The sequence below is a fragment of the Mycolicibacterium insubricum genome (assembly GCF_010731615.1).
Classification (GTDB): Bacteria; Actinomycetota; Actinomycetes; order Mycobacteriales; family Mycobacteriaceae; genus Mycobacterium; species Mycobacterium insubricum.
Genome location: NZ_AP022618.1, coordinates 25,166 through 48,943 on the forward strand (window position 1 = coordinate 25,166; position 23,778 = coordinate 48,943).

Below are 23,778 nucleotides of genomic sequence, written 5' to 3' on the forward strand. Positions count from 1 at the left end.
CTACGCCTCTTTTCCGGTGTAGTCGACCTGCCAGTGCTTGATCCCGTTGAGCCAGCCCGACATCAGCCGCTCCGGCTCCCCGATCGGGGTCAGGTCCGGCATATGGTCGGCCACCGCGTTGAAGATCAGGCTGATGGTCATCCGGGCCAGGTTGGCGCCGATGCAGTAGTGCGCTCCGGTGCCCCCGAACCCGACGTGCGGGTTGGGGTCGCGCAGGATGTTGAAGGTGTAGGGGTCCTCGAACACCGACTCGTCGAAGTTGGCGGAGCGGTAGGACATCACCACCCGCTCGCCTTCCTTGATCTTCACCCCGGCCAGCTCGGTGTCGCAGTTGGCGGTGCGCTGGAACGCCGAGACGGGGGTGGCCCAGCGGACGATCTCGTCGACCGCGGTCTCTGGGCGCTCCCGCTTGAACAGCTCCCACTGGTCGGGGTTCTGCGCGAAGGCGATCATGCCGTGCGTGGTGGAGTTGCGGCTGGTCTCGTTGCCGGCGACGGCGAGCATGATGACGAAGAAACCGAACTCGTCGTCGGAGAGGTGTTCGCCGTCGATATCGGCCTCGATCAGCTGGGTGACGATGTCGTCGGTGGGGTTCTTGCGGCGCTCCTCGGCCATCTTCATGGCGTAGGTGATCACCTCGAACGACGACATGGCCGGGTCGATGTCGGCGAACTCGGGGTCTTCACCGGCGGTCATCTCGTTGGACCAGCGGAACAGCTTGTCCCGGTCCTCCTGGGGAACGCCGATCAGCTCGGCGATGGCCTGCAGCGGCAGCTCGCACGCCACCTGCTCGACGAAGTCGCCGACCTGGAGGCTGGCGGCGGTCTTGACGATGTTCTGTGCGCGGGCGTTGAGCTCGTCGCGGAGCCGGCCGATGGCCCGCGGGGTGAAGCCGCGCGAGATGATCTTGCGCAGCCGGGTGTGGTGCGGTGCGTCCATGTTGAGCAGGACGGCCTTCTGCACGTCGACGGCCTCGCGGGTCATCGTCTGCGGCCAGGTCGGGATGGCACCGTTCATCGCCGAGGAGAACACGTCGCTGCGGCGCGACACCTCCTTGACGTCGGCGTGCCGGGTCAGCAGCCAGTAGCCCTTGTCGCCGAAGCCGCCGGAACCACCCGGGATGTCGACCCAGTGGATCGGTTCGGACCGGCGCAGTTCGGCGAGCTGCTCCACCGGCAGGCCGGCCAGGTTCAGTTCGGCGTCGAGCGGATCGAAGGTACTCGGGAAACTCAGGTTCGCCATTGGTCTCACTCCTAGTTTCTGCGGGGCGTCTGCGTGCCGAATCGGCAACGCTCCGGTGGGACCGGATAGACGATACGGTCTAGTGCCAATTAGAACCATTGAAACATGCCCTGACCGCAGATCAAAGGCATGAACGCATCGTCGCTTGTCAGAGTAATGGAACGTGTTCTAGCCTGGCTCTATGGGTAAACCTGTGATCGTCGAAGCCACCCGCAGCCCGATCGGAAAGCGCAATGGTTGGCTCTCCGGACTACACGCCACCGAACTGCTCGGGGCGGTGCAGAAGGCACTTGTGACCAAGGCCGGCATCGACCCGGCCGACGTCGATCAGGTTATCGGCGGTTGCGTCACCCAGTACGGCGAACAGGCGAATAACGTGACCCGGCAGTCCTGGCTGATCGCCGGGCTGCCCGAACACGTCGGCGCCACCAGTGTCGACTGCCAGTGCGGTAGCGCCCAGCAGGCCAATCACCTGATCGCCGGGTTGATCGCCACCGACGCGATCGATATCGGCGTCGCCTGCGGCATCGAGGCGATGAGCCGGGTGGGACTCGGCGCCAACGGCGGCGGTGCCCGGGCTGCGTCCTGGGACATCGACCTGCCCAACCAGTTCGAGGCCGCGGAGCGGATCGCCAAGCGCCGTGGCATCACCCGCGCCGATGTGGACGCGCTCGGCCTGGCGTCGCAGCGCCGCGCCCGACGGGCCTGGGACGAGGGCCGGTTCGACCGGGAGATCTCGGCCATCGAGGCGCCGGTGATCGACGAGAACAAGCAGCCGACGGCCGAACTCAACTGGGTCAGCCGCGATCAGGGCCTGCGGGAGACCACCGCCGACGGGCTGGCGTCGCTGAAGCCGGTGATCGAGGGCGGGATCCACACCGCCGGCACATCGTCGCAGATTTCCGACGGGGCGGCCGCGGTGCTGTGGATGGACGAGGACAAGGCCAAGGCCCTCGGGTTCACGCCTCGGGCCCGGATCGTCAGCCAGGCCAATGTCGGCGCGGAGACCTACTACCACCTCGACGGCCCGGTGCAGTCCACCGCCCGGGTGATGGAGCGCTCCGGGATGTCGCTGGCCGATATCGACTTGGTGGAGATCAACGAGGCGTTCGCGTCGGTGGTGCTGTCCTGGGCGAAGGTGTACGACGCCGACATGGACAAGGTGAACGTCAACGGCGGCGCGATCGCCCTGGGCCACCCGGTCGGCTCCACCGGCGCCCGGCTGATCACCACCGCGCTGCACGAGCTGGAGCGCACCGATAAATCCACCGCGCTGATCACCATGTGCGCCGGCGGGGCGCTGTCCACCGCGACGATCATCGAGCGTCTCTGATGCCGCTGACCGACGCCGAGCGGATCGCCGCGGCGCAGGCCTATATCAGCGCCCTGGCGTCCCACCGCGGCGACGACGTGCCGTTCGCGCCGAACTGCGTGCGCTTCGAGCTGGGGATCAAGACCGGGCGGTCCGGGGATCACTTGCGTCGGTCGCTGAACAACGGCCCACAGTTCAAGCTGATCCGGGAGGTCAGCACACCGGAGTTCACCGTCGACGGCGACCGGATCCGGGCGGTGTTCGAGCTGTCCACCAAGCCGTCGCTATTCGGACGACGGGTCGGGGCCAAGGTCGACGAGACGTTCCTGATCCCGGCCGACGCCGCGGCCGCGCGGATCCATCACATCGACGCCAGCATCCGACCCACTCTCACCAGCTAGAGTGCCGTCATGGCCAATCCACCGAAACCGCTGAGCCCCAAGCAGGTCGAGCGACTCAACGCACCGTCTACCGGCACGGCGATCAAGTGGATGTCGCGGATCCAGACCTGGATCTTCAAGAAGAGCGGGGGCCGGTTCGGCGACAAGTTCCTGCGTGGCGCCGCGGTCGGCATCCTGACGACGATGGGCCGCAAGTCCGGTGAGCCGCGGGACAGTCCGCTGCTGTATCTGCAGGAGGGCCGGCGCATTGTGCTGGTCGCCTCCCAGGGCGGCCGGGCCACCGACCCGATGTGGTACCTGAACCTGAAGGCCAATCCCGAGGTCACCTTCCAGACCAAGGGGGAGACGCTGTCGCTGGTGGCCCGGGACGCCACCGACGCCGAGCGTGACGAGTACTGGCCCAAGCTCGACGCCATGTACCCGGATTTCGTGAACTACCGGTCCTACACCGACCGCAAGATCCCGATCATCATCTGCGACCCCGCGTAGCGGGTATTCACCGCAATCGAGCACCGAGGCCGTTCGGATCCGGCCCGCGGATGACGGTGCCGAGCATTCCGCTACCCATAGTAGCTAAATAGACGCACCTCGTTGTACAGTGACGCCACACACGTTCGGGAGGGGACGTGTTGTCGGCCACACCCGGGGGACCGAGGGACTCGATTCATGCACCACACCAATACGCAAAGGCTGCGCCACGGCCTGATCGCCGCCGCGACCGCGCTCACCGCGTTCTGCCTACTGATGCTCACCGCGATTCCGTCGTGGGCGATGACCGTGACGTTCATCCGGCACGGGGAATCGTTCGCCAACGCCGGAAACAGCATCGACACCTCGATCCCCGGACCCAGCCTGACTGCCCAGGGCCAATCAGAGGCTGCGGCCGTGGGAACTGAGGCCTGGGTCGCCAAGTACGGCACCATCGACGCGATCTTCGCGTCCACCATGGTTCGCACCCAGGAGACCGCAGCCCCGCTGTCCAAGTATTTGGGCACCGACCCCGGCCATCCGATGCCGATCACAGTCCTAGGCGGTACCGACTACATCAACGAGCACCCCGGAACCCGGATCGGCGTTCAGGAGATCACCTCCGGCATCTTCACCGGGCTGCCCGAGAAGGACGGCCTGGGCCGCATCGGCTACATCGTGGCGCCGCTCATGTGGACCATGGGCCTGCAGTTCGTGTCCGTCCCCGGCGGGGAGAACGGGCTGGCGTTCAACGAGCGGATGACCAACGCGCTGAACGTGATCGAGCAAACCACTCCGGAAGGCACCGACGGCAAGCAGAACGCCGCGGTGTTCTCCCACGGCGCCACCATCATGATGTGGACGATGATGAACGTCGACAATCCCGATCTGCTGCTGCTCATGCAGCATCCGCTGGGCAACACCGACGTCGTGGTGGTCACCGGCAGCAACGAGGAGGGCTGGCACCTGGAATCCTGGGCCGGTCAACCCGTCGGCGACGCGAACTACCCGACCCAGATGCTGGTCAACCTGCGCAGCCTGATCGTGGCCCCGCAGCAGGCCGTCTACAACATGCGTAAGCCGGTGCTGAACCTCGACCCGGGCACCATTGCCAGCACCGCGGGCGACGGCATCGTCAACGTGGGCAAGGCCGGCGTGACGTTCGTGAAGGATTCGGTCAACGACACCATCAACGCGATCCGCGGGCTGGTGCCGAGCACCCTGTCGTCCGCGACCACCACGGTGTCGAAGACGACACCCAATGCACTGCGGGCCAATTCGCCCACCATCGCCGCCTTCGCGGGCACCGTGCCGGCGACGGAGTCGACCCCGATCACCGACCAGCCTGACGCGGCGGTCAACCCGGGCTCGCAGCTGAAGTCGATGCTCAACGACGCCACCGGCCAGGGACGCGCGACGCTGAGCACGGTGCGCGCCAACGCCGCCGAGCGGGCCGTTGCCCGGGCCCAGCAGCGGCAGGTGGTCCAGCAGAACGTCCGGGATCTCGGCACCACGGTGACCTCGGCCGTCGAGCGTGCCGGCCAGAACCTGGGCGAGGCCGTCGGCATCAAGCCCAAGGCCAAGACCGCTGCTACGCAGGCCGACCCCAAGCCCGCCAAGCAGCGAATCAAGCGCGCCGACCGCGACGCCGCCTGAACCCCTCAGAAAACCCGGTGCCGGTGTGCCAGCCCAACGGCTGGCACACCGGCACCGGCAAATCGGCGGTGAAACCTGTTGTTAGGCGCCGTAGACCGGCACCGGGGTGCGGGCCTGTGCCAGCAGGTCGGTGACGACGGGCCCCAGTTCGGCCGGGTCCCAGCGGTCGCCCTTGTCGATCTGCGGTCCGTGCGCCCAGCCCTCGGCGACGCGGATCTTGCCGCCCTCGACCTCGAACACCTGGCCGGTGACGTCGCGGGATTCGGTGCTGCCCAGCCAGACCACCAGGGGGGAAACATTCTCCGGCGCCATGGCGTCGAACGCCTGGTCCTGGGTGGCCATCATGTCGGCGAACACGGTCTCGGTCATCCGGGTCCGCGCCGACGGGGCGATGGCGTTGACGGTCACGCCGTACCGGCCCATCTCGGCGGCACCGATCAGGGTGAGCGCCGCGATGCCGGCCTTGGCGGCACTGTAGTTGGCCTGACCGATGCTGCCCTGCAACCCGGCACCGGAGCTGGTGTTGATGATCCGCGCATCAAGACTTTCCGCGGACTGGCCGCCCTTGACCTTGGCCCGCCAGTACGCGGCGGCGTGCCGCATGGTCGCGAAGTGCCCCTTGAGGTGCACCGCGATCACCGCGTCGAACTCCTCCTCGGAGGTGTTGGCGAACATTCGGTCGCGCACGATGCCGGCGTTGTTGACCAGCACGTCCAGCGTGCCGAATTCGGTTACCGCGGTGTCGATCAGGGCCTGGGCCTGGTCCCAATCCGAGACGTCGGACCCGTTGGCGACGGCCTCGCCCCCGGCCGCGACGATCTCGTCGACCACCGCCTGGGCCGCGCTGCCGCCACCGGCGGGCGAGCCGTCCAGTCCGACGCCGATGTCGTTGACCACGACCCGGGCCCCCTCGGCGGCGAAGGCCAGCGCATGCGCGCGGCCGATCCCGCCGCCGGCTCCGGTGACGATGACTACCCGGCCGTCAAGCAATCCCATTGCTGCTCCTTGTCGAAGTGTGTCGCTGTTGTGTGCGTGGTTATTTGTTGGCGCTGGAGGCTTCCAGATAGGACGGCGGTTCGCCGCCGCCGTGCACCTCGAGGCTGGCGCCGCTGACATAGGCGGCCAGGTCCGAGGCCAGATACGCTGCCGCCCAGCCGACGTCGGCGGGCTTGGCCAGCCGGCCCAGCGGCACGGTGGCACCCACCTTGGCGACCGATTCCGCGTCGCCGTAGAACAGCTCGGACTGTTCGGTCTCGACCATGCCGACCACGACGGTGTTGACCCGTACCCGCGGCGCCCACTCCACCGCCAGCGTCGCGGTCAAATTCTCCAGGCCGGCCTTGGCCGCCCCGTAGGCCGCGGTTCCCGGCGTGGGCCGACGGCCACTGACGCTGCAGATGTTGATGATCGATCCGCCGCGGTCCTGGGTCTGCATGTGCCGGTTGGCGTGCTGGGCGACCTGCAGCGGGCCGATCAGGTTGAGCTCGATGATCTTGCGGCTGAAGTTGGCCGACGCCTCGGCCGCCGCCACGTAGGGCGAGCCGCCGGCGTTGTTGACCACCACGTCGATGCGGCCGTGGCGCGCCACCACGGCATCGAGCATGTCGCGCACGGCGTCGTCGTCGCGGACGTCGCAGGCGAAAAATTCGTAGGGGGAACCGTCGACGGGGCGGCGGGCGCAGGTCAGCACGGTGGCCCCCTGGGCGGCGAACACCGCGCTGATCCCCGCGCCGACTCCACGAACACCGCCGGTCACCAAGACCACGCGGCCGGTCAGGCCAAGATTGATCGCCGGGTCGATGTTGCCAGCGTGTTCCGTCACTGTGTTAGCGTACCAAGCAAGTGCTTGCTTAGCCGACAGGCCCAGGAGACCCCATGACGATCACGTCCGCAACCACCGAACCGGGCATCGTCTCGGTCACCGTCGACTACCCGCCGGTCAACGCCATCCCCTCGGCGGGCTGGTTCGAACTGGCCGACACCATCACCGCCGCCGGGCGCGACCCGAACACCCACGCGGTGATCCTGCGCGCCGAGGGGCGCGGCTTCAACGCCGGCGTGGACATCAAGGAAATGCAGAACACCGAGGGCTTCGGCGCGCTGATCGACGCCAACCGCGGCTGCTACGAGGCGTTCCGCGCGGTCTACGAATGCGCCGTCCCGGTGATTGCCGCCGTCAACGGATTCTGCGTCGGCGGCGGTATCGGCCTGATCGGCAACGCCGACGTCATCGTCGCCTCCGACGACGCCACCTTCGGCCTGCCCGAGGTGGAACGCGGGGCCCTCGGCGCGGCCACCCACCTGTCCCGGCTGGTGCCCCAGCACATGATGCGCCGGTTGTTCTTCACCGCCGCCACCGTCGACGCCGCCACCCTGGCGCATTTCGGATCGGTGCACGAGGTGGTGCCGCGCGCCGACCTCGACGAGGCCGCCCTGCGGGTGGCCCGCGACATCGCCGCCAAGGACACCCGGGTGATCCGCGCGGCCAAGGAGGCGCTGAACTTCATCGACGTGCAGCGGGTCAACGCCAGCTACCGGATGGAACAGGGCTTCACCTTCGAGCTCAACCTCGCCGGCGTCTCCGACGAACACCGCGACGCCTTCGCCGGGACGGACAAGGGCAAGAAATGACGACGCAGAGCGAGGTACGAGCGATGAGGAGCACTGGCGCCAGATGACGAACAAGACAACCACTCTCGATGCGGCCGTCGCCGAGATCGAAAGCGGGATGACGATCGGCATCGGTGGCTGGGGGTCGCGGCGCAAGCCGATGGCGTTCATCCGCGCGCTGCTGCGCACCGACGTCACCGACCTGACCGTCGTCACCTACGGCGGTCCCGATCTGGGCCTGCTGTGCTCGGCGGGCAAAGTTCGCCGGGTCTACTACGGCTTCGTTTCGCTGGACTCGCCGCCGTTCTACGACCCGTGGTTCGCCCACGCCCGCACCACCGGGGCCATCGAGGCCCGCGAGATGGACGAGGGCATGCTGCGCTGCGGACTGCAGGCCGCCGCGCAGCGCCTGCCGTTCCTGCCGATCCGCGCCGGACTCGGTAGCGACGTCCGGGCCTTCTGGGGCGACGAACTCAAGACCGTCACCAGCCCCTACCCCACCGGCGAGGCCTTCGAGGAACTCATCGCCATGCCGGCGCTGAACCTCGACGCGGCGTTCGTGCACCTGAACCTGGGCGACGAGACGGGCAATGCGGCCTACACGGGCATCGACCCGTATTTCGACGACCTGTTCCTGATGGCCGCGCGGCGCCGGTTCCTCTCCGTCGAACGCATCGTGCCGACCGCCGAACTGGTGGAATCCACCGTGCCGCAGCAACTCCTGGTAAACCGGATGATGGTCGACGCCGTCGTCGAAGCTCCCAACGGCGCGCACTTCACCACCAACGAGCCCGACTACCGCCGCGACGAGAAGTTCCAGCGGCACTACGCCGAGGCCGCAGGTTCTCCGGAGACCTGGACCGAATTCGTCAAGACCTACCTGTCCGGCAGCGAAGACGACTACCAGGCCGCAGTCCGCAAGTTCAAGGAGGCACAGGCATGACCGCCCCAACCCGCGCCGATGTGTGCGCCATCGCCTGCGCCGACCTGTTCCGCGACGCCGGCGAGATCATGGTCTCTCCGATGACGACCGTGGTGTCGATCGGCGCCCGGGTGGCGCGGCTGAGCTTCTCCCCGGACATCGTGCTGACCGACGGCGAGGCCCGGCTGATCGCCGACACCCCGGCGATCGGCGCCCCGGCCGCCATCGAGGGCTGGATGCCGTTCGGCCGCGTCTTCGAAACGCTGGCTTGGGGCCGGCGGCACGTGGTGATGGGCGCCAACCAGATCGACCGCCACGGCAACCAGAACCTGTCCGCATTCGGGCCGCTGCAGCATCCCAGTCGGCAGATGTTCGGCGTGCGCGGCGCACCCGGCAACACCATCAACCACATCACCAGCTACTTCGTCGGCAACCACACCACCCGGGTGTTCGCCGACGCCGTCGATATCGTCTCCGGAATCGGTTGGGACAAAATCCAATTCGACGACGACGGTAATCCCGTCAATCCGGCCTACCGGTTCGTCAACGTGTACCGGGTGGTGTCCAACCTGGGCGTCTTCGACTTCGGCGGTCCCGGGCACAGCATGCGCGCGGTATCCCTGCACCCCGGCGTCACCGCCGAGCAGGTCGCCGAGAACACCGCCTTCGAGGTGGCCGGACTGGACGCGGCCGCGGTGACCCGGGAGCCGACCGCCGCCGAACTCGAGCTGCTGCAGCAGATCGACCCGTTGGGATTGCGGGCCAAAGAGGTCCGGGCGTGAGCACGCTGAAGACCGCGCTGACCGAGCTCGTCGGGATCACCCATCCCGTCGTGCAGACCGGGATGGGCTGGGTGGCCGGGGCGCGGCTGGTGGCGGCGACGTCCAACGCCGGTGGTCTGGGCATCCTCGCGTCGGCGACCATGACGCTCGACGAGCTCGCCACCGCCGTCACCAAGGTCAAGGCTGCCACCGACAAGCCGTTCGGCATCAACATTCGGGCCGACGCGGGCGACGCGAACGACCGCGTCGATCTGCTGATCCGCGAGGGAGTCAAGGTCGCGTCGTTCGCCCTGGCCCCCAAGCCCGACCTGATCGCCAGGCTGAAAGAGGCGGGCGTGGTGGTGATCCCGTCGGTCGGCGCCGCCAAGCACGCCAAGAAGGTGGCCGGCTGGGGCGCGGATGCGGTGATCGTCCAGGGCGGTGAGGGCGGTGGGCATACCGGCCCGATCGCGACCACGCTGCTGCTGCCGTCGGTGCTCGACGCCGTCGCCGGCACCGGGATGCCGGTGATCGCCGCGGGCGGGTTCTTCGACGGCCGCGGTCTGGCCGCGGCGCTGTCCTACGGTGCCGCCGGCGTCGCGATGGGCACCCGGTTCCTGTTGACCGCGGACTCGACCGTGCCCGACGAGGTCAAGCAGCGCTACCTGGCGGCCGCCCTCGACGGCACCGTGGTGTCCACCCGGGTCGACGGCATGCCGCACCGGGTATTGCGCACCGGGCTGGTGGAAAAGCTGGAAAGCGGTTCGCGGTTGCGCGGTTTCGCCGCCGCGGTGGGCAACGCGCAGAAGTTCAAGAAGCTGTCCGGCATGACCTGGGCGTCGATGGCCAAAGACGGCCTGGCCATGCGGCACGGCAAGGAGCTGACCTGGTCGCAGGTGGTGATGGCGGCCAACACCCCGATGCTGCTCAAGGCCGGTCTGGTCGACGGCAACACCGAGGCCGGCGTGCTGGCATCCGGTCAGGTGGCCGGCATCCTCGACGACCTGCCGTCGTGCGCCGAGCTCGTCCCGGCGATCGTCGCCGAGGCCGTCGAGCACCTGCGCACCGCGGCCGGGTTCATCACCGACTGACCAAAGGTCAGTGCCCCGGCAACTCGAAGTGCTGGTAGTCCTTCGGACTGCGCCAGTCTCCACCCCAGGTCCAACCTCGGTCGGTGAAGGCGCGCACCGCGGGGTCCCCGGCGTGCAGCATGCCCGGGTCCTTGCGGGTCCGGTCCAGGTAGGGCTCGGCGTTGCTCGGCTCATAGGAGCCACCGAGATTCACCATCGGATTGATCAGCGGGTTGATGTCGACGGCTCGGCCGTAGGCGTGCTGGGACCAGCTGCGGGACCCGGGGATTCCGCGGCAGTTGAACGCCGAGGTGTTGTCGGCCTCCATGGACAGTTCGTCGTCGGCACCCGGATAGTGTTGTGCGGGCTCCATCTTGGTGATCGGGAAGGCCATCTCGCGCAGCCTGCCGAAGATCTGCTGGACCTGATCGACGATGTCCCGGTGCACGATCAGGTAACCGCGCTGCGACTGCCCCTTGGGGTCGATGTAGTCGATCTCGACACGGCGCAGCTGATCGGGGCCGACCGGGCACCCGGGGCGCCAGCTGTCGCCGAGTTCGGCGGCGGTCACCGTAGACACCCGTGGCGGCGGCGTCGAGGTGACCACCGTCTCGGCCGCGGCCGGTGCCGAGGACGCGGCGGAGTCGCCGGGCTCGGAGTTCCCCGAGCACTGGGTCAGACACGCCACCGTCGCCAGCGCCGCCAGCGCCCGCCCGATCCGGGCACCGGCCCCCGCCGCATGTGTGTTCACCGAAAGAATGTAACGCGCCGTGGATTTCCCACCGATCTCGGCGAAACCCGGCGTCGGGTCGCGGGGCGTTCCTAGACTCACCACAAAACGACGACTCGCCAGCAACCGAGCCGGTGGACGGGAGCCAATCTGTGAAGACCAATGCCGCCATCCTGTGGGAGTTCGGGGGCGACTGGTCGGTCGAGGAGATCGACCTCGACCCGCCGCAGGAGGGAGAGGTGCTGGTCTCCTGGGAGGCGACCGGGCTGTGCCACTCCGACGAGCACATCCGCACCGGCGACCTCCCGACACCGCTGCCCATCATCGGCGGGCATGAGGGCGCCGGCACCGTGCTCGAGGTCGGTCCCGGGGTCCGGGATCTTGCCCCCGGCGACCGGGTGGTCGCCTCGTTCCTGCCGGCCTGCGGCCGCTGCCGGTTCTGCTCGACCGGTCACCAGAACCTTTGTGATCTGGGCGCTTTCATCATGGGCGGCACCCAACTCGACCATACCTACCGGCGTCGGGCACGCGGCCAGAACATCGGTGCGATGGCGCTGGTCGGGACGTTCTCGGAATACGGCACGGTACCCGAAGCGTCGATCGTTAAGATCGACGACGACCTTCCGCTCTCCCGGGCCTGCCTGCTGGGCTGCGGGGTCACCACCGGGTGGGGCTCGGCGGTCAACACCGCCGACGTGGCCCCCGGGGACACCGTGGTGGTGATCGGCCTGGGCGGGATCGGCAGCGGCGCCGTGCAGGGTGCGCGGTTGGCCGGGGCCGAGAAGATCGTCGTCGTCGAACCGGTGGCGACCAAGCGCGAGCTGGCATTCCTGTTCGGCGCCACCCATTTCGTGGCCTCGATGCCCGAGGCGACGGCACTGGTCGCCGACCTGACCAGGGGCGTGATGGCCGACTCGGCGATCCTGACCGTCGGACTGCTGGAGGGTTCGATGGTCGAGGAGGCCGCCAATATCGTCCGCAAGGGCGGCGCCGTCGTGATGACCGCGCTCGGCCGGCTCGACGACGCCGCCCTGACGCTGAACATGGCGATGTTCACGCTGTTCCAGAAGCGGCTGCTCGGCAGTCTGTACGGCGAGGCCAATCCGCGCGCCGACATCCCCCGCCTGCTGAGCCTCTATCGGGACGGCAAGCTGCTGCTCGACGAGACCGTCACGCACGAGTACACGCTGGCCGAGGTCAACCAGGGCTACGCGGACATGCGCGCCGGCCGCAACATTCGCGGCGTGGTGCTACTGGAGCACTGACCGGGTCAGAGGCGTTCGATGATGGTGACGTTGGCGGTGCCGCCACCCTCGCACATGGTCTGCAGGCCGTAGCGGCCGCCGGTGCGCTCCAGGGTGTTGAGCATGGTGGCGAACAGCTTGGCACCGGTGGCACCGAGCGGATGGCCCAGCGCGATGGCGCCGCCGGAGGGGTTGACCTTGGCCGGGTCGGCGCCGGTCTCGGCCAGCCAGGCCATCACCACCGGGGCGAACGCCTCGTTGATCTCGACGGTGTCGATGTCCTCGATCGACAGCCCCGTCTTGTCCAGGGCGTAGCGGGTGGCCGGGATCGGTCCGGTCAGCATCAGCACCGGGTCGGCGCCGCGGGCGCTGATGTGGTGGATGCGAGCCCGGGGCTTCAACCCGTGATCCTTGACGGCCTGCTCGCTGGCCAGCAGCACCGCCGAGGCGCCGTCGGAGATCTGACTGGCCATCGCGGCGGTCAGCCGGCCGCCGTCGACCAGGGTCTTGAGCCCGGCCATCTTCTCCAGGCTGGATTCCCGCGGCCCCTCGTCGACCCGGAACGGGCCGTCCTCGGTCTCGATGGTGATGATCTCGTTGTCGAAGTTGCCGGCTTTGATCGCGGCGAACGCACGGTTATGGCTCTGCAGCGCAAAGCGTTCCATGTCCTCACGGGACAGGTTCCACCGCTCGGCGATCATCTCCGAGCCGCGGAACTGCGAAATCTCCTGGTCACCATAGCGTTTGAGCCACTCGCGGGACTCGTTGGTGGGCGAGGTGAAGCCGAACTGCTCGCCGAGGACCATCGCCGAGCTGATCGGGATCTGGCTCATGTTCTGCATGCCGCCGGCGACGATCAGGTCGGCGGTACCGGACATAATGGCCTGGGCGCCAAAGGAAATCGCCTGCTGGCTGGAGCCGCACTGGCGGTCGACGGTGACACCGGGGACCGCCTCGGAGTAGCCGGCCGCGAGCCAGGACAGCCGGCCGATGTTGCCGGCCTGCCCGCCGATGGCGTCCACGCAACCGGCCACCACGTCGTCGACGGCGTCCGGGTCGACGCCGACGCGGTCGATCAGACCGCGCCAGGCGTAGGCGCCCAGGTCCACCGGGTGAATGCCGGACAGCGCACCGCCGCGCTTGCCGACGGCGGTCCGAACGGCATCGATCACATACGCTTGCCCCATCACAACTCCCTATTTCTCGGCTCCACTCGGCGCGATACCGCCGAGGACGATCTGCAGGTAATGGCGGCCGACCTGCTCGGCGTTCAGCGGCCCGCCCGGGCGATACCAGCGCACCGAGACCCACGTCGTGTCCCGGATGAACCGGTAGACCAGGTCGACGTCGATATCGGTGCGGAACACCCCGGCGTCGACGCCCTCGCGAAGCACCTCGAGCCACATCTGCCGCTGCTCGCGGTTGCGCTCGTCGAGGAACTCGAAGCGCGGCTGGCTGGAGACCCGTTTGGCCTCGTCCTGGTAGATGACCACCTGGGCGTGCCGGTGTTCGATGGCCTCGAAGGAGACCATGAACAGCCCGCGGAACCGGGCCAGCGGATCAGGTTCGGTGTCGATCACCTCGCGGTAGCGGGCGAACAGCCAGTCCAGGAAGCTGCGCAGCACCTCCTCGACCATCTGCTCCTTGGAGGAAAAGTGGTGGTAGAGGCTGCCGGAGAGGATCCCGGCGGCGTCGGCGATGTCGCGAACCGTCGTCGCCTTCAGTCCGCGCTCGGCGAACATCTGCGCGGAGAGCTCCAAGAGCTCATCGCGCCGGCTGGGCGGTTCTCTGTCCACTCGGCCAGCGTATCAACCAAGCGCTTGCTCGGTACAGCCGGACTACAGCGCGGGCTACAGCGCGCCGCACTTCCGGCGGACCACGGTGCCCCTCCCGCCGGGGAGCGCCGGCAGGCGTGGTTAGAGCGCTCCGAAGCTGGAGGTGACCCAACGCAGCGGGTCCGCGCAGCGGAACGGCGCGATGCCCTTGTGGTTGAGCCGGTTGCCGACGGGTGGCTGGCCCAACGCCGACACCACGAAGAAGCGGTGCGGCAGGTGGACGCCGCTGGCCGGGTTCTCCACCGCAGCCAGGATCGAACCGCCGTGCAGCCGCTGCAGCAGACTGCGGACCTCTTCGTGCAGCAGGGCACCGTCGGCGTCGTCGTAGGTCTTCGACGAGGAACTGTCCCGCATGAACGCGGCGCCCGGGTTCGACATCACCCGGCTCCACGCCGAGCCCTGCACGTCGGCCAGCACCCGCAGCGCGTCGAACTTGGACAGGATCACCGCCAGCCGGGGCCGGCCGTCGCCGACCGCCAGCAGCAGGTTCGACAGCACCGACCGCGGGTCGCCGCCGCTGAACGACTGCGGCGGCAACAGGTCGTGCAGCTGTTCCCGGATCATGTCCACCCGCAGCGGGTCGAACATGAAGAACAGGGCGTCGGCGTTGCGGAAGAAGTGGAAGTGCGGCGCGTGCAGGTCACCGGCTTCCAGGTCCTCACCGGCGACGTCGCGCAGCACCACGAACCGGCGCAGCCCGTTCCAGGAGCCGATGCTGTAGACCAGCGGCTCGCGCTGGTACGACGCCTGGGTGTGCGACGCCGGGGTCGGCGGGATGAGGCCGCGCTGCTCGAACAGCGGCCGTTCGTAGATGGTGGCGTAGGCGTTGGCGGTGGCCGGAGTCGCCGGTTCCATCGACACCCCGAGTCGCTCGCAGAGCTGCTCCAACTGCTTGATCAGGACCGCGACGTAGAGGCTCTTACCGGTGGCGCGGGCACCGGCCATCGCGATGCAGATGGCCTGTCCGGAGCGCCAGCCGGTGGGCAGCACGAAGTGGCATACCGGGCAGATCTCGATCGCCGGACCGCCGAGCGCCTGGCTGGCCTCCATCGCCGACGACGGCAGCGGGCCGTGGTAGCCCGGCGGCCGCCGGACCTCGTGCATGGCGCCGATGTCGACCGGGGCGCCGTGATAGGCCGCGCCGACCCGGTCGGCGTAGCGGCGCTGCCCGGGCACATTCGGCGACACCGTCCACAGGTAGGCGTTGTCGTCGATGATCGAAAAGCAACGTGGGCACTTGGTGACCAGGCCGGGGATCATGTCAGTACTCGCAGTAGGGCGGCGGCGACCTTCTCCAGTTCGCCGGTGTTCTCGGTGAGGAAGCGGTCGATCGGCACGCCCTGCGGCGCCGGGACGAGCACCGGGCCGGCCGCCGCCAGCCGCGGGTCGTCGCCGATCCGCAACGCGGGAAACCGGCCGCCGGCGGCGAAGTCCCGGCCGTCGGTGATGGCCACGGTTCGGGGTCCGTCGGGGATCGCCGACCAGCGGGCACCCGCGGAGAAGCGCACCTGCGCGCGGCCGACGGCCTGTGCCAGCTCGGCCAGCGGCGCGGTGATGCCGACCGGTGCAGACCCGACCAGCACGGCGTCGACCTGGTTGATCCCGGCGACGTCGGCCACGCCGATGATCACGTCCACCGCGGCGGCGACGCTGCCGTCGGCAAAGGCCGGCAGCATCGACGCCGACGCGTCGACGGCGATCCGCAACGAGCCGCCGCGGCTGCGCTGGCGGGTGCCGCTGCCGCGGCGGGCGGCGGTGCGGGCCATATTGGCCAGCGGACCCAGCGGGGTGTCGGCCACCGCGCGCGCTTCGACCTCGATGACCGATCCGGCCGGGCTCAGACCCGCCAGTTCCATTGCGCCGGCGCCGGAAACGTCGACCGGCTCGAAGGTGACCTGCACCGGGTCGAGGTCGGACGTCGACTCCGGACCGATGCCCAGGTGCACGACGGTGCCGTGCGGAAACGCCGGGATGCCGGCCGGCTCTACGCCGACGGTGATCGGTCCGGAGACCGTCGGCAGGACCACCAGCTGGGCGTTGACCCGTACGATGTGCTGGCCGGGTTCCGCGGCGATGTACAGCGCGGCCCCGCCAACCTGCCCGGCGATCGAAATTGCCAACGGTTCGTTGGGGATCTCCACCCGGGGCGTCCGCGCCCCCAACAGATAGATCGGCATCACTGACTCCACTGTGTCTGGGCGGGAACGGGATGGGCCGGAACGGGATTCGCCGATTCGGCCTGCCACCCGGACAACTGCTTCTTGAGCATGCGGCTGACCCGGCGACCCTCCCCGTCGGGGCCGGCCAGCCGGGCCGCGGCCTCGGCCACCGCGCCCGGATCGACGCGGCCCGCCCACCGGGGCGCCACCGCGGCCAGTACCGGCCCGACCCCCGGCGACGGAAGCCCGGAGTCGGCGGACAGTGCGGCGGCGGCGAGCAGCGTCGCCGGGTCGATGACACCGTCGGCCAGCAGAGTGTCGACCTGCCCGATCGCCTCGGCGATCAGCGTGTCGTCGATGGGCGCGCCTGCCAGCAACCGCGGCGGCCGGGCACCGACGGTGGCGCCCAGGACCGACAGCACCAGCACCCGCCGGAGGAAGGCGCGGTTGACCGCGCCCGGGGCCAGATCGGCGACGTCGTCCCAGAACGGCACGTAGGCGGCGAAGTGGGAATCCAGGTAGTTCAGCGCCACCCAGTCGGCCGGGGACAGCGCCCACACCGCGGCGACGGCCACCGACTCGTCGCCCGGCACCGCGGCGATCACCCGGGTGGCCAGTTCGGTGGTGTCGGCGTCACCGGCGCCAGCGGCCAGCGCGCGGGCGGCGGCCCGGTCCGGGAACGGTCCGGTGGTGCCGCCGGCGGCCAGCAGTTCGGCGATGGTCCAGCCCTCGGTGCCGGCGATCGGGGTGAGCCGGTCCGGACCGGTGCCCAAGCGGCGCAGCCACCAGTAGGCGAGCTTGCGGTCGCCGGGATCGGCGGAGCCGCTCTGCACGGCGCGCACGGCGTGCAGCACGGTCGCGGTCCAGCCGGCGGCGCCCGGTTCGGCGGCCGCGGCGGCGGACACCGTCGGGCGTGGCTGGCCGTCGACCAGCCAGCTCACCAGCCGGGGGTGCAGGCCGCGCAGCGCGTTGTTGGCGGCCTCCGGGCTGCCGACCAGCCGGGCCGCCAGGGCGGCCCGCAGCTGCGGCGACACCGGGCCGGGCAGCCGGGCGATCAGGTCCGGGCCGACGTTCGGATTCGCCAGCGCCGGTGCGATATCGGAGCTCAGCAGCGGTTCGGCCAGCGCACCCAGGCCGGCCGCGGTAAGCAGGTCGGCTGCGCGCAGCAGCCGGATCGGTCCGGCGCCGCGCAGTGCGGTCAGCCGTGCCACCAGGTCGGTGCAGACGGGTTCGCCCAGGGCCTCTACGCTCAGGCCGGTCTGTGGCAGCGGTAGCGTCCCGGGCCGGTCCAGCCAGGCCGGGTCGGAGCACGCGCGGGTCAGATACACACCGGTCAGCGCGGTGGCCAGCACCCCCGTCGCCGCCGCGGCGGCACGTCCGGCCTGCTCGGTGGTGGTGCCGGCACGCCGGACGACCTCGCCCTCGACCAGGGCGACAACCTCCGGTTGCACGGCCAGTCCCGGCGGCGCCCACTCGGCGACCACCGACCGGGCCTCCGGCACGGCGTCGGCGAATTCTTCGCGAGCCAGCACCGACAGTGCCATCGGCAGCGCCGGGTGCAGTCCGGTGTCGTCCAATCGCGATGCGGCGTCGTCGATCTGGTCGAACATCACCGTCGCGTCGGTCGGGTCGATCAGGGCGACCTGCGCCATCGCCGACCACTCGGTCACCGGCACCTGCTGGCCTCGGGAGGTGCGGTGCGGCTGACCGCCCAGTGCCCCGAGGGACACCGGCTCGGATTCACCGAGCACGAAGAATCCGCGTTCGGCGCAGGCGTCGAGGTCGGATTCGGGTACCGCGATCAGGAACTCGGTGTTGCCGGCGGTCAGCTCGTCGGGCCGGTCGAAGGTCGAGAAGCTCAGTGCAGCAGCCGTTCCCGTGGACATGAACCGACTCACCAAGCCGATCCACAGCGCGGCGTGCTCGAGCGAGGAAACGCCCAGCACCACCGAGGAGTTCGAGCGCATGGCGGCCAGCACGGCGTCGAGCAGCACGCACGCGGTGCCGAGCCGCCAGACCGTGGCGTCGCAGGCGAAGTCGACGACGGCCTGGGTGCTGACCAGTGCCGTCGTCTCCGGAATCCGGTCGCCGAGTTCGGCTTCCCGGACGGCGGTCGGGCCGTAGGGGGTCAGCCAGCCCGGCGATCCCCAGCGTTCGATCGGGCGCACCGCCGAAGGCACCGGCATCCGATCCAGCAGAACGTGGGCGAAGACGTTCCCGGGGCGTCCGGTGCTGTCCGGACCGGCGGGCACGGTGTGCCAATACGCGGCACCGGCGTCGATCGGCCGGTAGCCCAGTCGCCGCGGCAGCGCCGCGATCTGCTCGGGTGTCGGGTACTGAGGAAGCGGCTCAACGGGATTGAGCGTGGTGTGCACCCCGGTCACCAGCACGTGCTGTTCGGCGGGAGTGATCGACCCGGTGGTCTGCTTCACCTGCCAGCCGCCGGCCGAGCCGGGGGTGTCGAACGAGGTGTAGGTCAGTTGGGCGAAGCGGTCGGTCATGACTGGGGCTGCCCGCCGCGCAGGCGCAATGCGTCGACGTGGGGGTCCAGCAGCGCGAACCGGCGCAATCGTTGCGGATCCAAGTCGGCGAAAAGCCGAATCCACCCCGTCAGCCCGCGCACATCGCCCCCCCATGTCTCATTGCTGCCGGCCTTTGCCAGCGTGCTCCACTGGAACGTCTTGACCGCACCGGATGCCGGGCGTCCCTCGTCGTCGAGGCGCACCATGTCGACCGGCGTTCCGTCGGTGGAACTCAACGGAATTCGATCGGGGTTGTGCACCATGACGAACGGGGGTGATCCGAACATGTCGTTCTCGGACCGGATGCGGACCGCGGCCAGCGCCGGCATGCCGGTGGCGGTGTCGGGAATGGTGCGCAGTTCGTACCACAACCGGGCCAGCCCGCCGTATTCGATGGAGGCCGGAGCGCCCTGCACCGGGCGCCCGGCGCTGTAGGCCACCGGGAGAAGGTGCAGCGAGCAGCCGGCCGGCGGCAGGTCGTTGATGAACTGCATTCCGCCACTGCGCTCGTAGTCGGCCAGCGAGATCTCGAAGCTGCGACCGGTCAGCCCGCGCGCCGGGTCGTGTCCCTTGGGGGCGATGAAGATCCGGACCGCGGCCGCGCCCTGCGGCCAGTCGAAGGTGAGCACCTGCTTGTTGCAGTACTCCACCAGCGACACGTCGGTGATCAGCCCGGTGCGCACCGACGACTCGGAGCGGCCCAGCCGCGCCCGCCCGTCGAGCACGGTCACCGGGGTGAAGTAGGCGCGATGCCACTCGTGCGGCCAGGGCACCCCGGCCATGGTGGACTTCACCGAGCCGTCCGGTTCGCGGCGCTCGGCCACCGGGTGGGTCAGCATTGCCGAGCGCGGCAGGCCGACGTGTTCGAGCGCGCTCTCCTCCAACTCGGAGTCACGCGCTCCGGCGGCCGGCGGTTCGGCGGTTCGGTACAACAACACGCGCCCGAACTCCGGTGCGGTCCATTCCAGGTCGAAGACCACGTCCTTGCGCTCGGCGTGCATGGTGACGCTCAGGTCGTCGACCGGGACCACCACCGCCGACACTCGGATGTCGGCGTCGACGTAGTCCGACAGCCGCACCTGGCCGTCGACCTCGACTTCGCAGCGCAGCTGGTAGACGTAGCGTCGGCCGCGTTCGATCTCCTGGTCGATGAAGCCGGTCAGATTCGGTGTGCCGGCCTGGATGCGGAAGGCGGCACCGGCCCGGGAGGCCAGTTCGGCGGGCATCCGGTAGATGTGCACGGCGACCACGCCCGGAGGCGCCTGCCACTGGCCGATCACTCGGCCGGAGTCCTCGCGGACCTCGACCTGGCTCAGGCCCCCGACGACGACACCCGCGGCGTGCAGCACCGGCTGGGCGGCCATCGCCGCGGCCGCGTCCTCGCCGACATAGGCCCACACCTGCAGGTGCCGGATGGCCGAGGTCAGCGCGCGGGCGTCGCGGGCGGCGGCCTCGCGAGTGGCCGCGATCTGGAATCCGTGATCCGGTGAGTAGCCGCGGGATTCCTCGCTGGACACCACCCGGTAGATGACGTGGGATTCGCCGGACGGGTGCTCCGCCCAGCTCAGGTCCAGGCCGCCGCCGGGGGCACGGCGCAGCCGGATGTCGGGGACCCGATCGGGCATCGGTGCGAACTGGAAGGGCGCAAACCCGGACTGCGGCACCGGTTCCGGCCGGGGAGCCGCGGTGGGCGCAGGCTCGGCGGGCCGCGGGGCCTCGGTGGGCGCCGGGGCCCCGGACATGGCGCTGGTTTCCGGCTCATCGACACCGGACTGCACCGGCGGCAGGGTCACCGGCGGCGCGATGCGCGGCGTGGAGCCGGTGCCCGGCGCCGGGAGACGGATCATCGCGGTGGCCTCGGAGGGGTCCGGGGCCGGCGGGGCGACGGGCGCCTCCGGTGCCCGGTGGGCGCCGGGCTTGCGCTCCGCCGCGGCGGTGGGGCCTGCCGGCTCGGCGCCGGACAGCACCCGGGCCATATCCTCGGCGTGCTCGGCGACCGCGCCGGGCAGCATTTCCCGGAGCTGGTCGACGTCGGTGCGCCCGGAGCGCAGCACCAGCCGGATGTGAGCCTCCTTGAACGCGGCCGGCGAGACGGTGCCCGCCGCGATCAGTTCCTCGCGCCAGCGCAGCAGCGCCGCCAACCGCGGATCGTCGGTCTCGTTGTTCGGCTGTGAATCGCCCATTGCTAGAACACCATCGATTCGGACGGCGGGGTGTCCTCGCCGTCGGTTCCCAGGGCCCGGATCGCCGTCGTCGGCTCGAACTCGTGCGATTCGACGGCCTGGGCGAACATCGCGAACTCGTAGCTGGGCAGCCCCTCACCCACCTGTACGACGACCGCGCGGTACTCCAGCCCGCTGCGCGCCACATCCCCCTCGTCGACGGCGACGGCGCCGCGGCCGGCGGTGGCCGCGGCCGGGGTGAACAGCGCCGCGTCGAACGGAACCGGCACGCTCGCGCGGCGTTTGTCCAGCAGTCCCGCGCTGAACTCCGCCGGGGAGACCTGGCGACCGGTGGTGGGCACGAACACCCCCGCGGTCAGCGCCTCGGCGATGCCGCTGGCCGGGTCGTCGAACATCGCCTGGACCCGACCCCACAGCGCGGTCGCGCCCTCGGACTGCACCTGGTGGGTGGCCACCGCGTGCGACCAGCCGTCGAGGCCGGAACCGCTGCCGACCCCGCCCATCCGGAACAGGGCGGCCGGGTCCTCGCGGACCTGGCGGGCCGCGGTGGCCAGCATCTGCTCCCACGGGCCGGTCAGCCAGCCGACGCCGTAGAGCCGACGCTGCAGGTTATGCGCGGTCGCCTCGGCCTCGGTCTCCACCGGTGCGGCCACCCCGACCTGGGTGGAGCGGGGCAGCCCGTCGAGGATGTGCGGGCGGCGCGGCCGCGGCGGCGCGACCGGCCCGAACGGCATCCGCAGCACCTCGCCGAGCACCCGGTTCCAGGCCAGCAGCTGGCCGTAGGCCGCCGACAGCCGGCTCAGGTCCTGCACGGCGCTGCGCAGGTTGAACTGCATGGCCTCCAGTTCGCCGAGCCGGGATTTTCGCAAGCTCAGCTCGGCGAACAGGTGTCGCTGCCCGACGATGAACAAGATCAGCGCGGCGATGAAGTAGATGACGACGATGGAGCCACCGACCCAGGCGACGAACTCCCCCGTCCACCAGGTGTGACCCCAGTGGAAGATGAGACCGCAGAACAGCACGATCAGCGCGACCAGCACGGTCCAGCCGGCAGTGCTGATGATCAGCGAGATGATCCGCTGACGTTCCCGCAGCTGCGCGTCGACGTCCGGGCGGGCCGCGGCGACGCGGATCTGCTCGACCAGGGTGGACACCTCGGCGCGAGCACGGCCCATGAAGTCGGCCATGATCGAGCCGACCTGGGCGGCGTAGCTGCGCCCGACGGTGCCGTCCCACTGATGCAGGGCCTCGAAGGTGTGCCGTGCCTCGACCCCGGCGGCGGGGTCGGAGAAGTTCGACTCCAGCCGGCCGCGCAGTTCGGCCGTGCCCAGCACGTCGCCGCCGGCGAGGGCGGGGATACCGACGACGGCGGCCAGCGAGGCCGGGATGTCGGTGAAGGCGTCGGCGGCCGAGGGCACCACGTCGGCGGCCCGGGGCAGCACGCCGATACCGGCGCCGACGGCGATCGGTTCCATCGCCGCGCTGCGCCGGCCGCCGTCGGCCAGCGTCAAGGCGCCGTTGACGTAGTCGTTCCACAGCCCGGACAGGTCGGTCTGCACGAGCTGACCGGCACCCGGCTGGGCGCCGAGTTCGGAGCTCATCGCGTCGGCGCCGCGGCCAAGTTCCTGCCAGCTGGCGACCTGTGCGTTGGCGACCACCGAGTAGGCCGAGTCGGTGCCACCGAAGACCGCGTGCTGGACGGTGCTGGCCAGCACCGACTGCACCGAGCCGAGCATGCCGGACAGCCAGGCGGCCGGCGCATTGCGCAGTGCGGCACCCAAAAACGACATGAACGCCTTGAGCGCCTCGGCCGAGGAGATGGCCTGCACGTCGGTGGCGCCGACCTGCATTCGGCTGCCGCGCAACACCTCCCGGTGCTTGGTCATCAGCGCCCGGGCGGCGGTCTGCGCGGCCAGGCCAGTGTCCTGCACGTAGACGACGTTGCCCGCCGAGCTGCGCGGCAACGGCAGCCGACCGCCTGCGTCGAACAGCTGTATGCGCAGCTGGTCCTCCACGCCGAGGGCGTCCAGCTGGCGGTAGTAGGCCCGCACCGCGCGCACGGTGTGCCCAGGCAGGATCGGCAGTTCGTCGAACACCGATCGGCCGATGCCGCTGTACAGGCCGGCGGCGGCGGCCACCACCGGGGACACCAGGGTGGCCACGTCCAGCGGGTCGGCCAGCCGTTCGACCACTACCGAGCCCAGCGTCGGGCCCGCCGAATCCTCCGGCGCGATCAGCAGGTTGTGCCAGCCCTCCAGCACCATCGCCGGGTCGTAGCCGCGGGGTTCGGGGATGCCGCGGGTGTAGAGGATGCGCAGCAGGGTGATCGGGGTGCCGACGACGGCGGCGCGCACCGCCTGCTCCAGCGCCTGTTCGGCGGCCCGCGGCGCCCGCCAGTCGGCCGGTGCGTCGGCGGGCACCAGCACCGCCACCCGCACCCGCTGATAGCGCTGCTCGGTCAGGATGCGTTGCAGCACATCGGCGTGCGACCGCCCGCCGTGGACGAAGGTGGCCGGGATCGAGGTCCTGCCGATGTCGGCGGGATCCACCCAGACGAACGGGTCGACCAGTTCGACCGCCGAGTAGTCGGCGAGGACCGAGATGATTTCCGAGGATTCACCGCGCGGCACCAACAGCACGGTCATTGAATTCGGGTTGCTCAT

20 protein-coding genes are annotated in these 23,778 nt (G+C 69.9%); 9 read left to right on the plus strand and 11 right to left on the minus strand.

Features of this window, described 5'->3' with window-relative positions:
* The gene (locus G6N16_RS00135; RefSeq protein WP_083030897.1) at positions 1-1,242 is read right to left on the minus strand and encodes a cytochrome P450; all 1,242 of its coding nucleotides are present in this window, start codon (positions 1,240-1,242) and stop codon (positions 1-3) included.
* Positions 1,243-1,423: 181 nt separating this feature from the next.
* Between G6N16_RS00135 and G6N16_RS00140 the strand changes: the two genes are divergently transcribed.
* The 4 genes from G6N16_RS00140 to G6N16_RS00155 all read left to right on the plus strand — a co-directional run bounded on the left by G6N16_RS00140 (position 1,424) and on the right by G6N16_RS00155 (position 5,079).
* Entirely contained in the window at positions 1,424-2,575 is a 1,152-nt protein-coding gene (locus G6N16_RS00140; protein ID WP_083030895.1) for a steroid 3-ketoacyl-CoA thiolase, read from the plus strand.
* Complete coding sequence (locus G6N16_RS00145; protein ID WP_083030894.1) at positions 2,575-2,955, plus strand: DUF8021 domain-containing protein; 381 nt, start codon at positions 2,575-2,577, stop codon at positions 2,953-2,955. The genes G6N16_RS00140 and G6N16_RS00145 overlap by 1 nt, the downstream gene beginning before the upstream one ends.
* 9 nt (positions 2,956-2,964) lie before the next feature.
* On the plus strand, positions 2,965-3,444 hold the full coding sequence (locus G6N16_RS00150) for a nitroreductase family deazaflavin-dependent oxidoreductase (RefSeq protein ID WP_083030892.1): 480 nt from the start codon (positions 2,965-2,967) through the stop codon (positions 3,442-3,444).
* A gap of 177 nt (positions 3,445-3,621) precedes the next feature.
* Positions 3,622-5,079 (plus strand): histidine phosphatase family protein, encoded by a 1,458-nt coding sequence (locus G6N16_RS00155; protein WP_083030891.1) that lies wholly within the window; start codon positions 3,622-3,624, stop codon positions 5,077-5,079.
* Between the two features lie 81 nt (positions 5,080-5,160).
* Here the strand turns inward: G6N16_RS00155 and G6N16_RS00160 are convergent, their stop codons facing one another.
* Both G6N16_RS00160 and G6N16_RS00165 read right to left on the minus strand, forming a co-directional pair.
* On the minus strand, positions 5,161-6,075 hold the full coding sequence (locus G6N16_RS00160; protein WP_163787707.1) for an SDR family oxidoreductase: 915 nt from the start codon (positions 6,073-6,075) through the stop codon (positions 5,161-5,163).
* Between the two features lie 40 nt (positions 6,076-6,115).
* Positions 6,116-6,880, minus strand: a complete 765-nt coding sequence (locus tag G6N16_RS00165; protein ID WP_110810839.1) for an SDR family oxidoreductase — start codon at positions 6,878-6,880, stop codon at positions 6,116-6,118.
* A 74-nt stretch (positions 6,881-6,954) separates the two neighbouring features.
* Here G6N16_RS00165 and echA20 point away from each other — a divergent pair, with 74 nt between their 5' ends.
* Genes echA20 through ipdC form a run of 4 tightly spaced genes read left to right on the plus strand, consistent with a single transcriptional unit; the run spans position 6,955 to position 10,463 of the window.
* Positions 6,955-7,710 carry a (7aS)-7a-methyl-1,5-dioxo-2,3,5,6,7,7a-hexahydro-1H-indene-carboxyl-CoA hydrolase gene (gene echA20, locus G6N16_RS00170; protein ID WP_083030888.1) on the plus strand — a complete coding sequence of 252 codons (756 nt, stop codon included), beginning with the start codon at positions 6,955-6,957 and terminating at the stop codon, positions 7,708-7,710.
* Between the two features lie 43 nt (positions 7,711-7,753).
* A complete protein-coding gene (gene ipdA, locus G6N16_RS00175; protein WP_083030886.1) occupies positions 7,754-8,632 on the plus strand; it encodes a cholesterol ring-cleaving hydrolase subunit IpdA in 879 nt (292 codons plus the stop codon).
* On the plus strand, positions 8,629-9,393 hold the full coding sequence (locus G6N16_RS00180; RefSeq protein ID WP_083030885.1) for a CoA-transferase subunit beta: 765 nt from the start codon (positions 8,629-8,631) through the stop codon (positions 9,391-9,393). Before ipdA ends, G6N16_RS00180 begins: the two co-directional genes overlap by 4 nt.
* Complete coding sequence (gene ipdC / locus G6N16_RS00185; protein WP_083030883.1) at positions 9,390-10,463, plus strand: (3aS,4S,5R,7aS)-5-hydroxy-7a-methyl-1-oxo-octahydro-1H-indene-4-carboxyl-CoA dehydrogenase; 1,074 nt, start codon at positions 9,390-9,392, stop codon at positions 10,461-10,463. The genes G6N16_RS00180 and ipdC overlap by 4 nt, the downstream gene beginning before the upstream one ends.
* Positions 10,464-10,470: 7 nt before the next feature.
* On the opposite strand, the gene G6N16_RS00190 is transcribed toward ipdC, so the two are convergent.
* Positions 10,471-11,193, minus strand: coding sequence for a M15 family metallopeptidase (locus G6N16_RS00190; RefSeq protein WP_234805846.1), 723 nt, complete (start codon positions 11,191-11,193; stop codon positions 10,471-10,473).
* 131 nt (positions 11,194-11,324) lie between these two features.
* On the opposite strand from G6N16_RS00190, the gene G6N16_RS00195 reads away from it, so the two are divergent.
* A complete protein-coding gene (locus tag G6N16_RS00195) occupies positions 11,325-12,437 on the plus strand; it encodes an NDMA-dependent alcohol dehydrogenase (protein WP_083030882.1) in 1,113 nt (370 codons plus the stop codon).
* A gap of 5 nt (positions 12,438-12,442) precedes the next feature.
* Here the strand turns inward: G6N16_RS00195 and fadA6 are convergent, their stop codons facing one another.
* The 7 genes from fadA6 to G6N16_RS00230 all read right to left on the minus strand — a co-directional run bounded on the left by fadA6 (position 12,443) and on the right by G6N16_RS00230 (position 23,778).
* Positions 12,443-13,603: a steroid 3-ketoacyl-CoA thiolase FadA6 gene (gene fadA6, locus G6N16_RS00200; RefSeq protein WP_083030880.1), complete on the minus strand. Its 1,161-nt coding sequence runs from the start codon at positions 13,601-13,603 to the stop codon at positions 12,443-12,445.
* Positions 13,604-13,612: 9 nt separating this feature from the next.
* The gene (locus G6N16_RS00205; protein WP_110810834.1) at positions 13,613-14,212 is read right to left on the minus strand and encodes a TetR/AcrR family transcriptional regulator; all 600 of its coding nucleotides are present in this window, start codon (positions 14,210-14,212) and stop codon (positions 13,613-13,615) included.
* A 120-nt stretch (positions 14,213-14,332) separates the two neighbouring features.
* Positions 14,333-15,511 carry a hypothetical protein gene (locus tag G6N16_RS00210; protein ID WP_083030879.1) on the minus strand — a complete coding sequence of 393 codons (1,179 nt, stop codon included), beginning with the start codon at positions 15,509-15,511 and terminating at the stop codon, positions 14,333-14,335.
* Complete coding sequence (locus tag G6N16_RS00215) at positions 15,508-16,428, minus strand: hypothetical protein (protein WP_083030925.1); 921 nt, start codon at positions 16,426-16,428, stop codon at positions 15,508-15,510. Before G6N16_RS00215 ends, G6N16_RS00210 begins: the two co-directional genes overlap by 4 nt.
* Positions 16,428-18,911 carry a GAP1-N2 domain-containing protein gene (locus G6N16_RS00220; protein WP_083030877.1) on the minus strand — a complete coding sequence of 828 codons (2,484 nt, stop codon included), beginning with the start codon at positions 18,909-18,911 and terminating at the stop codon, positions 16,428-16,430. Before G6N16_RS00220 ends, G6N16_RS00215 begins: the two co-directional genes overlap by 1 nt.
* Positions 18,908-21,115 carry a SaeA-related protein gene (locus G6N16_RS21670; RefSeq protein ID WP_083030876.1) on the minus strand — a complete coding sequence of 736 codons (2,208 nt, stop codon included), beginning with the start codon at positions 21,113-21,115 and terminating at the stop codon, positions 18,908-18,910. The genes G6N16_RS00220 and G6N16_RS21670 overlap by 4 nt, the downstream gene beginning before the upstream one ends.
* 2 nt (positions 21,116-21,117) lie before the next feature.
* Positions 21,118-23,778, minus strand: a complete 2,661-nt coding sequence (locus tag G6N16_RS00230) for a hypothetical protein (protein WP_163787708.1) — start codon at positions 23,776-23,778, stop codon at positions 21,118-21,120.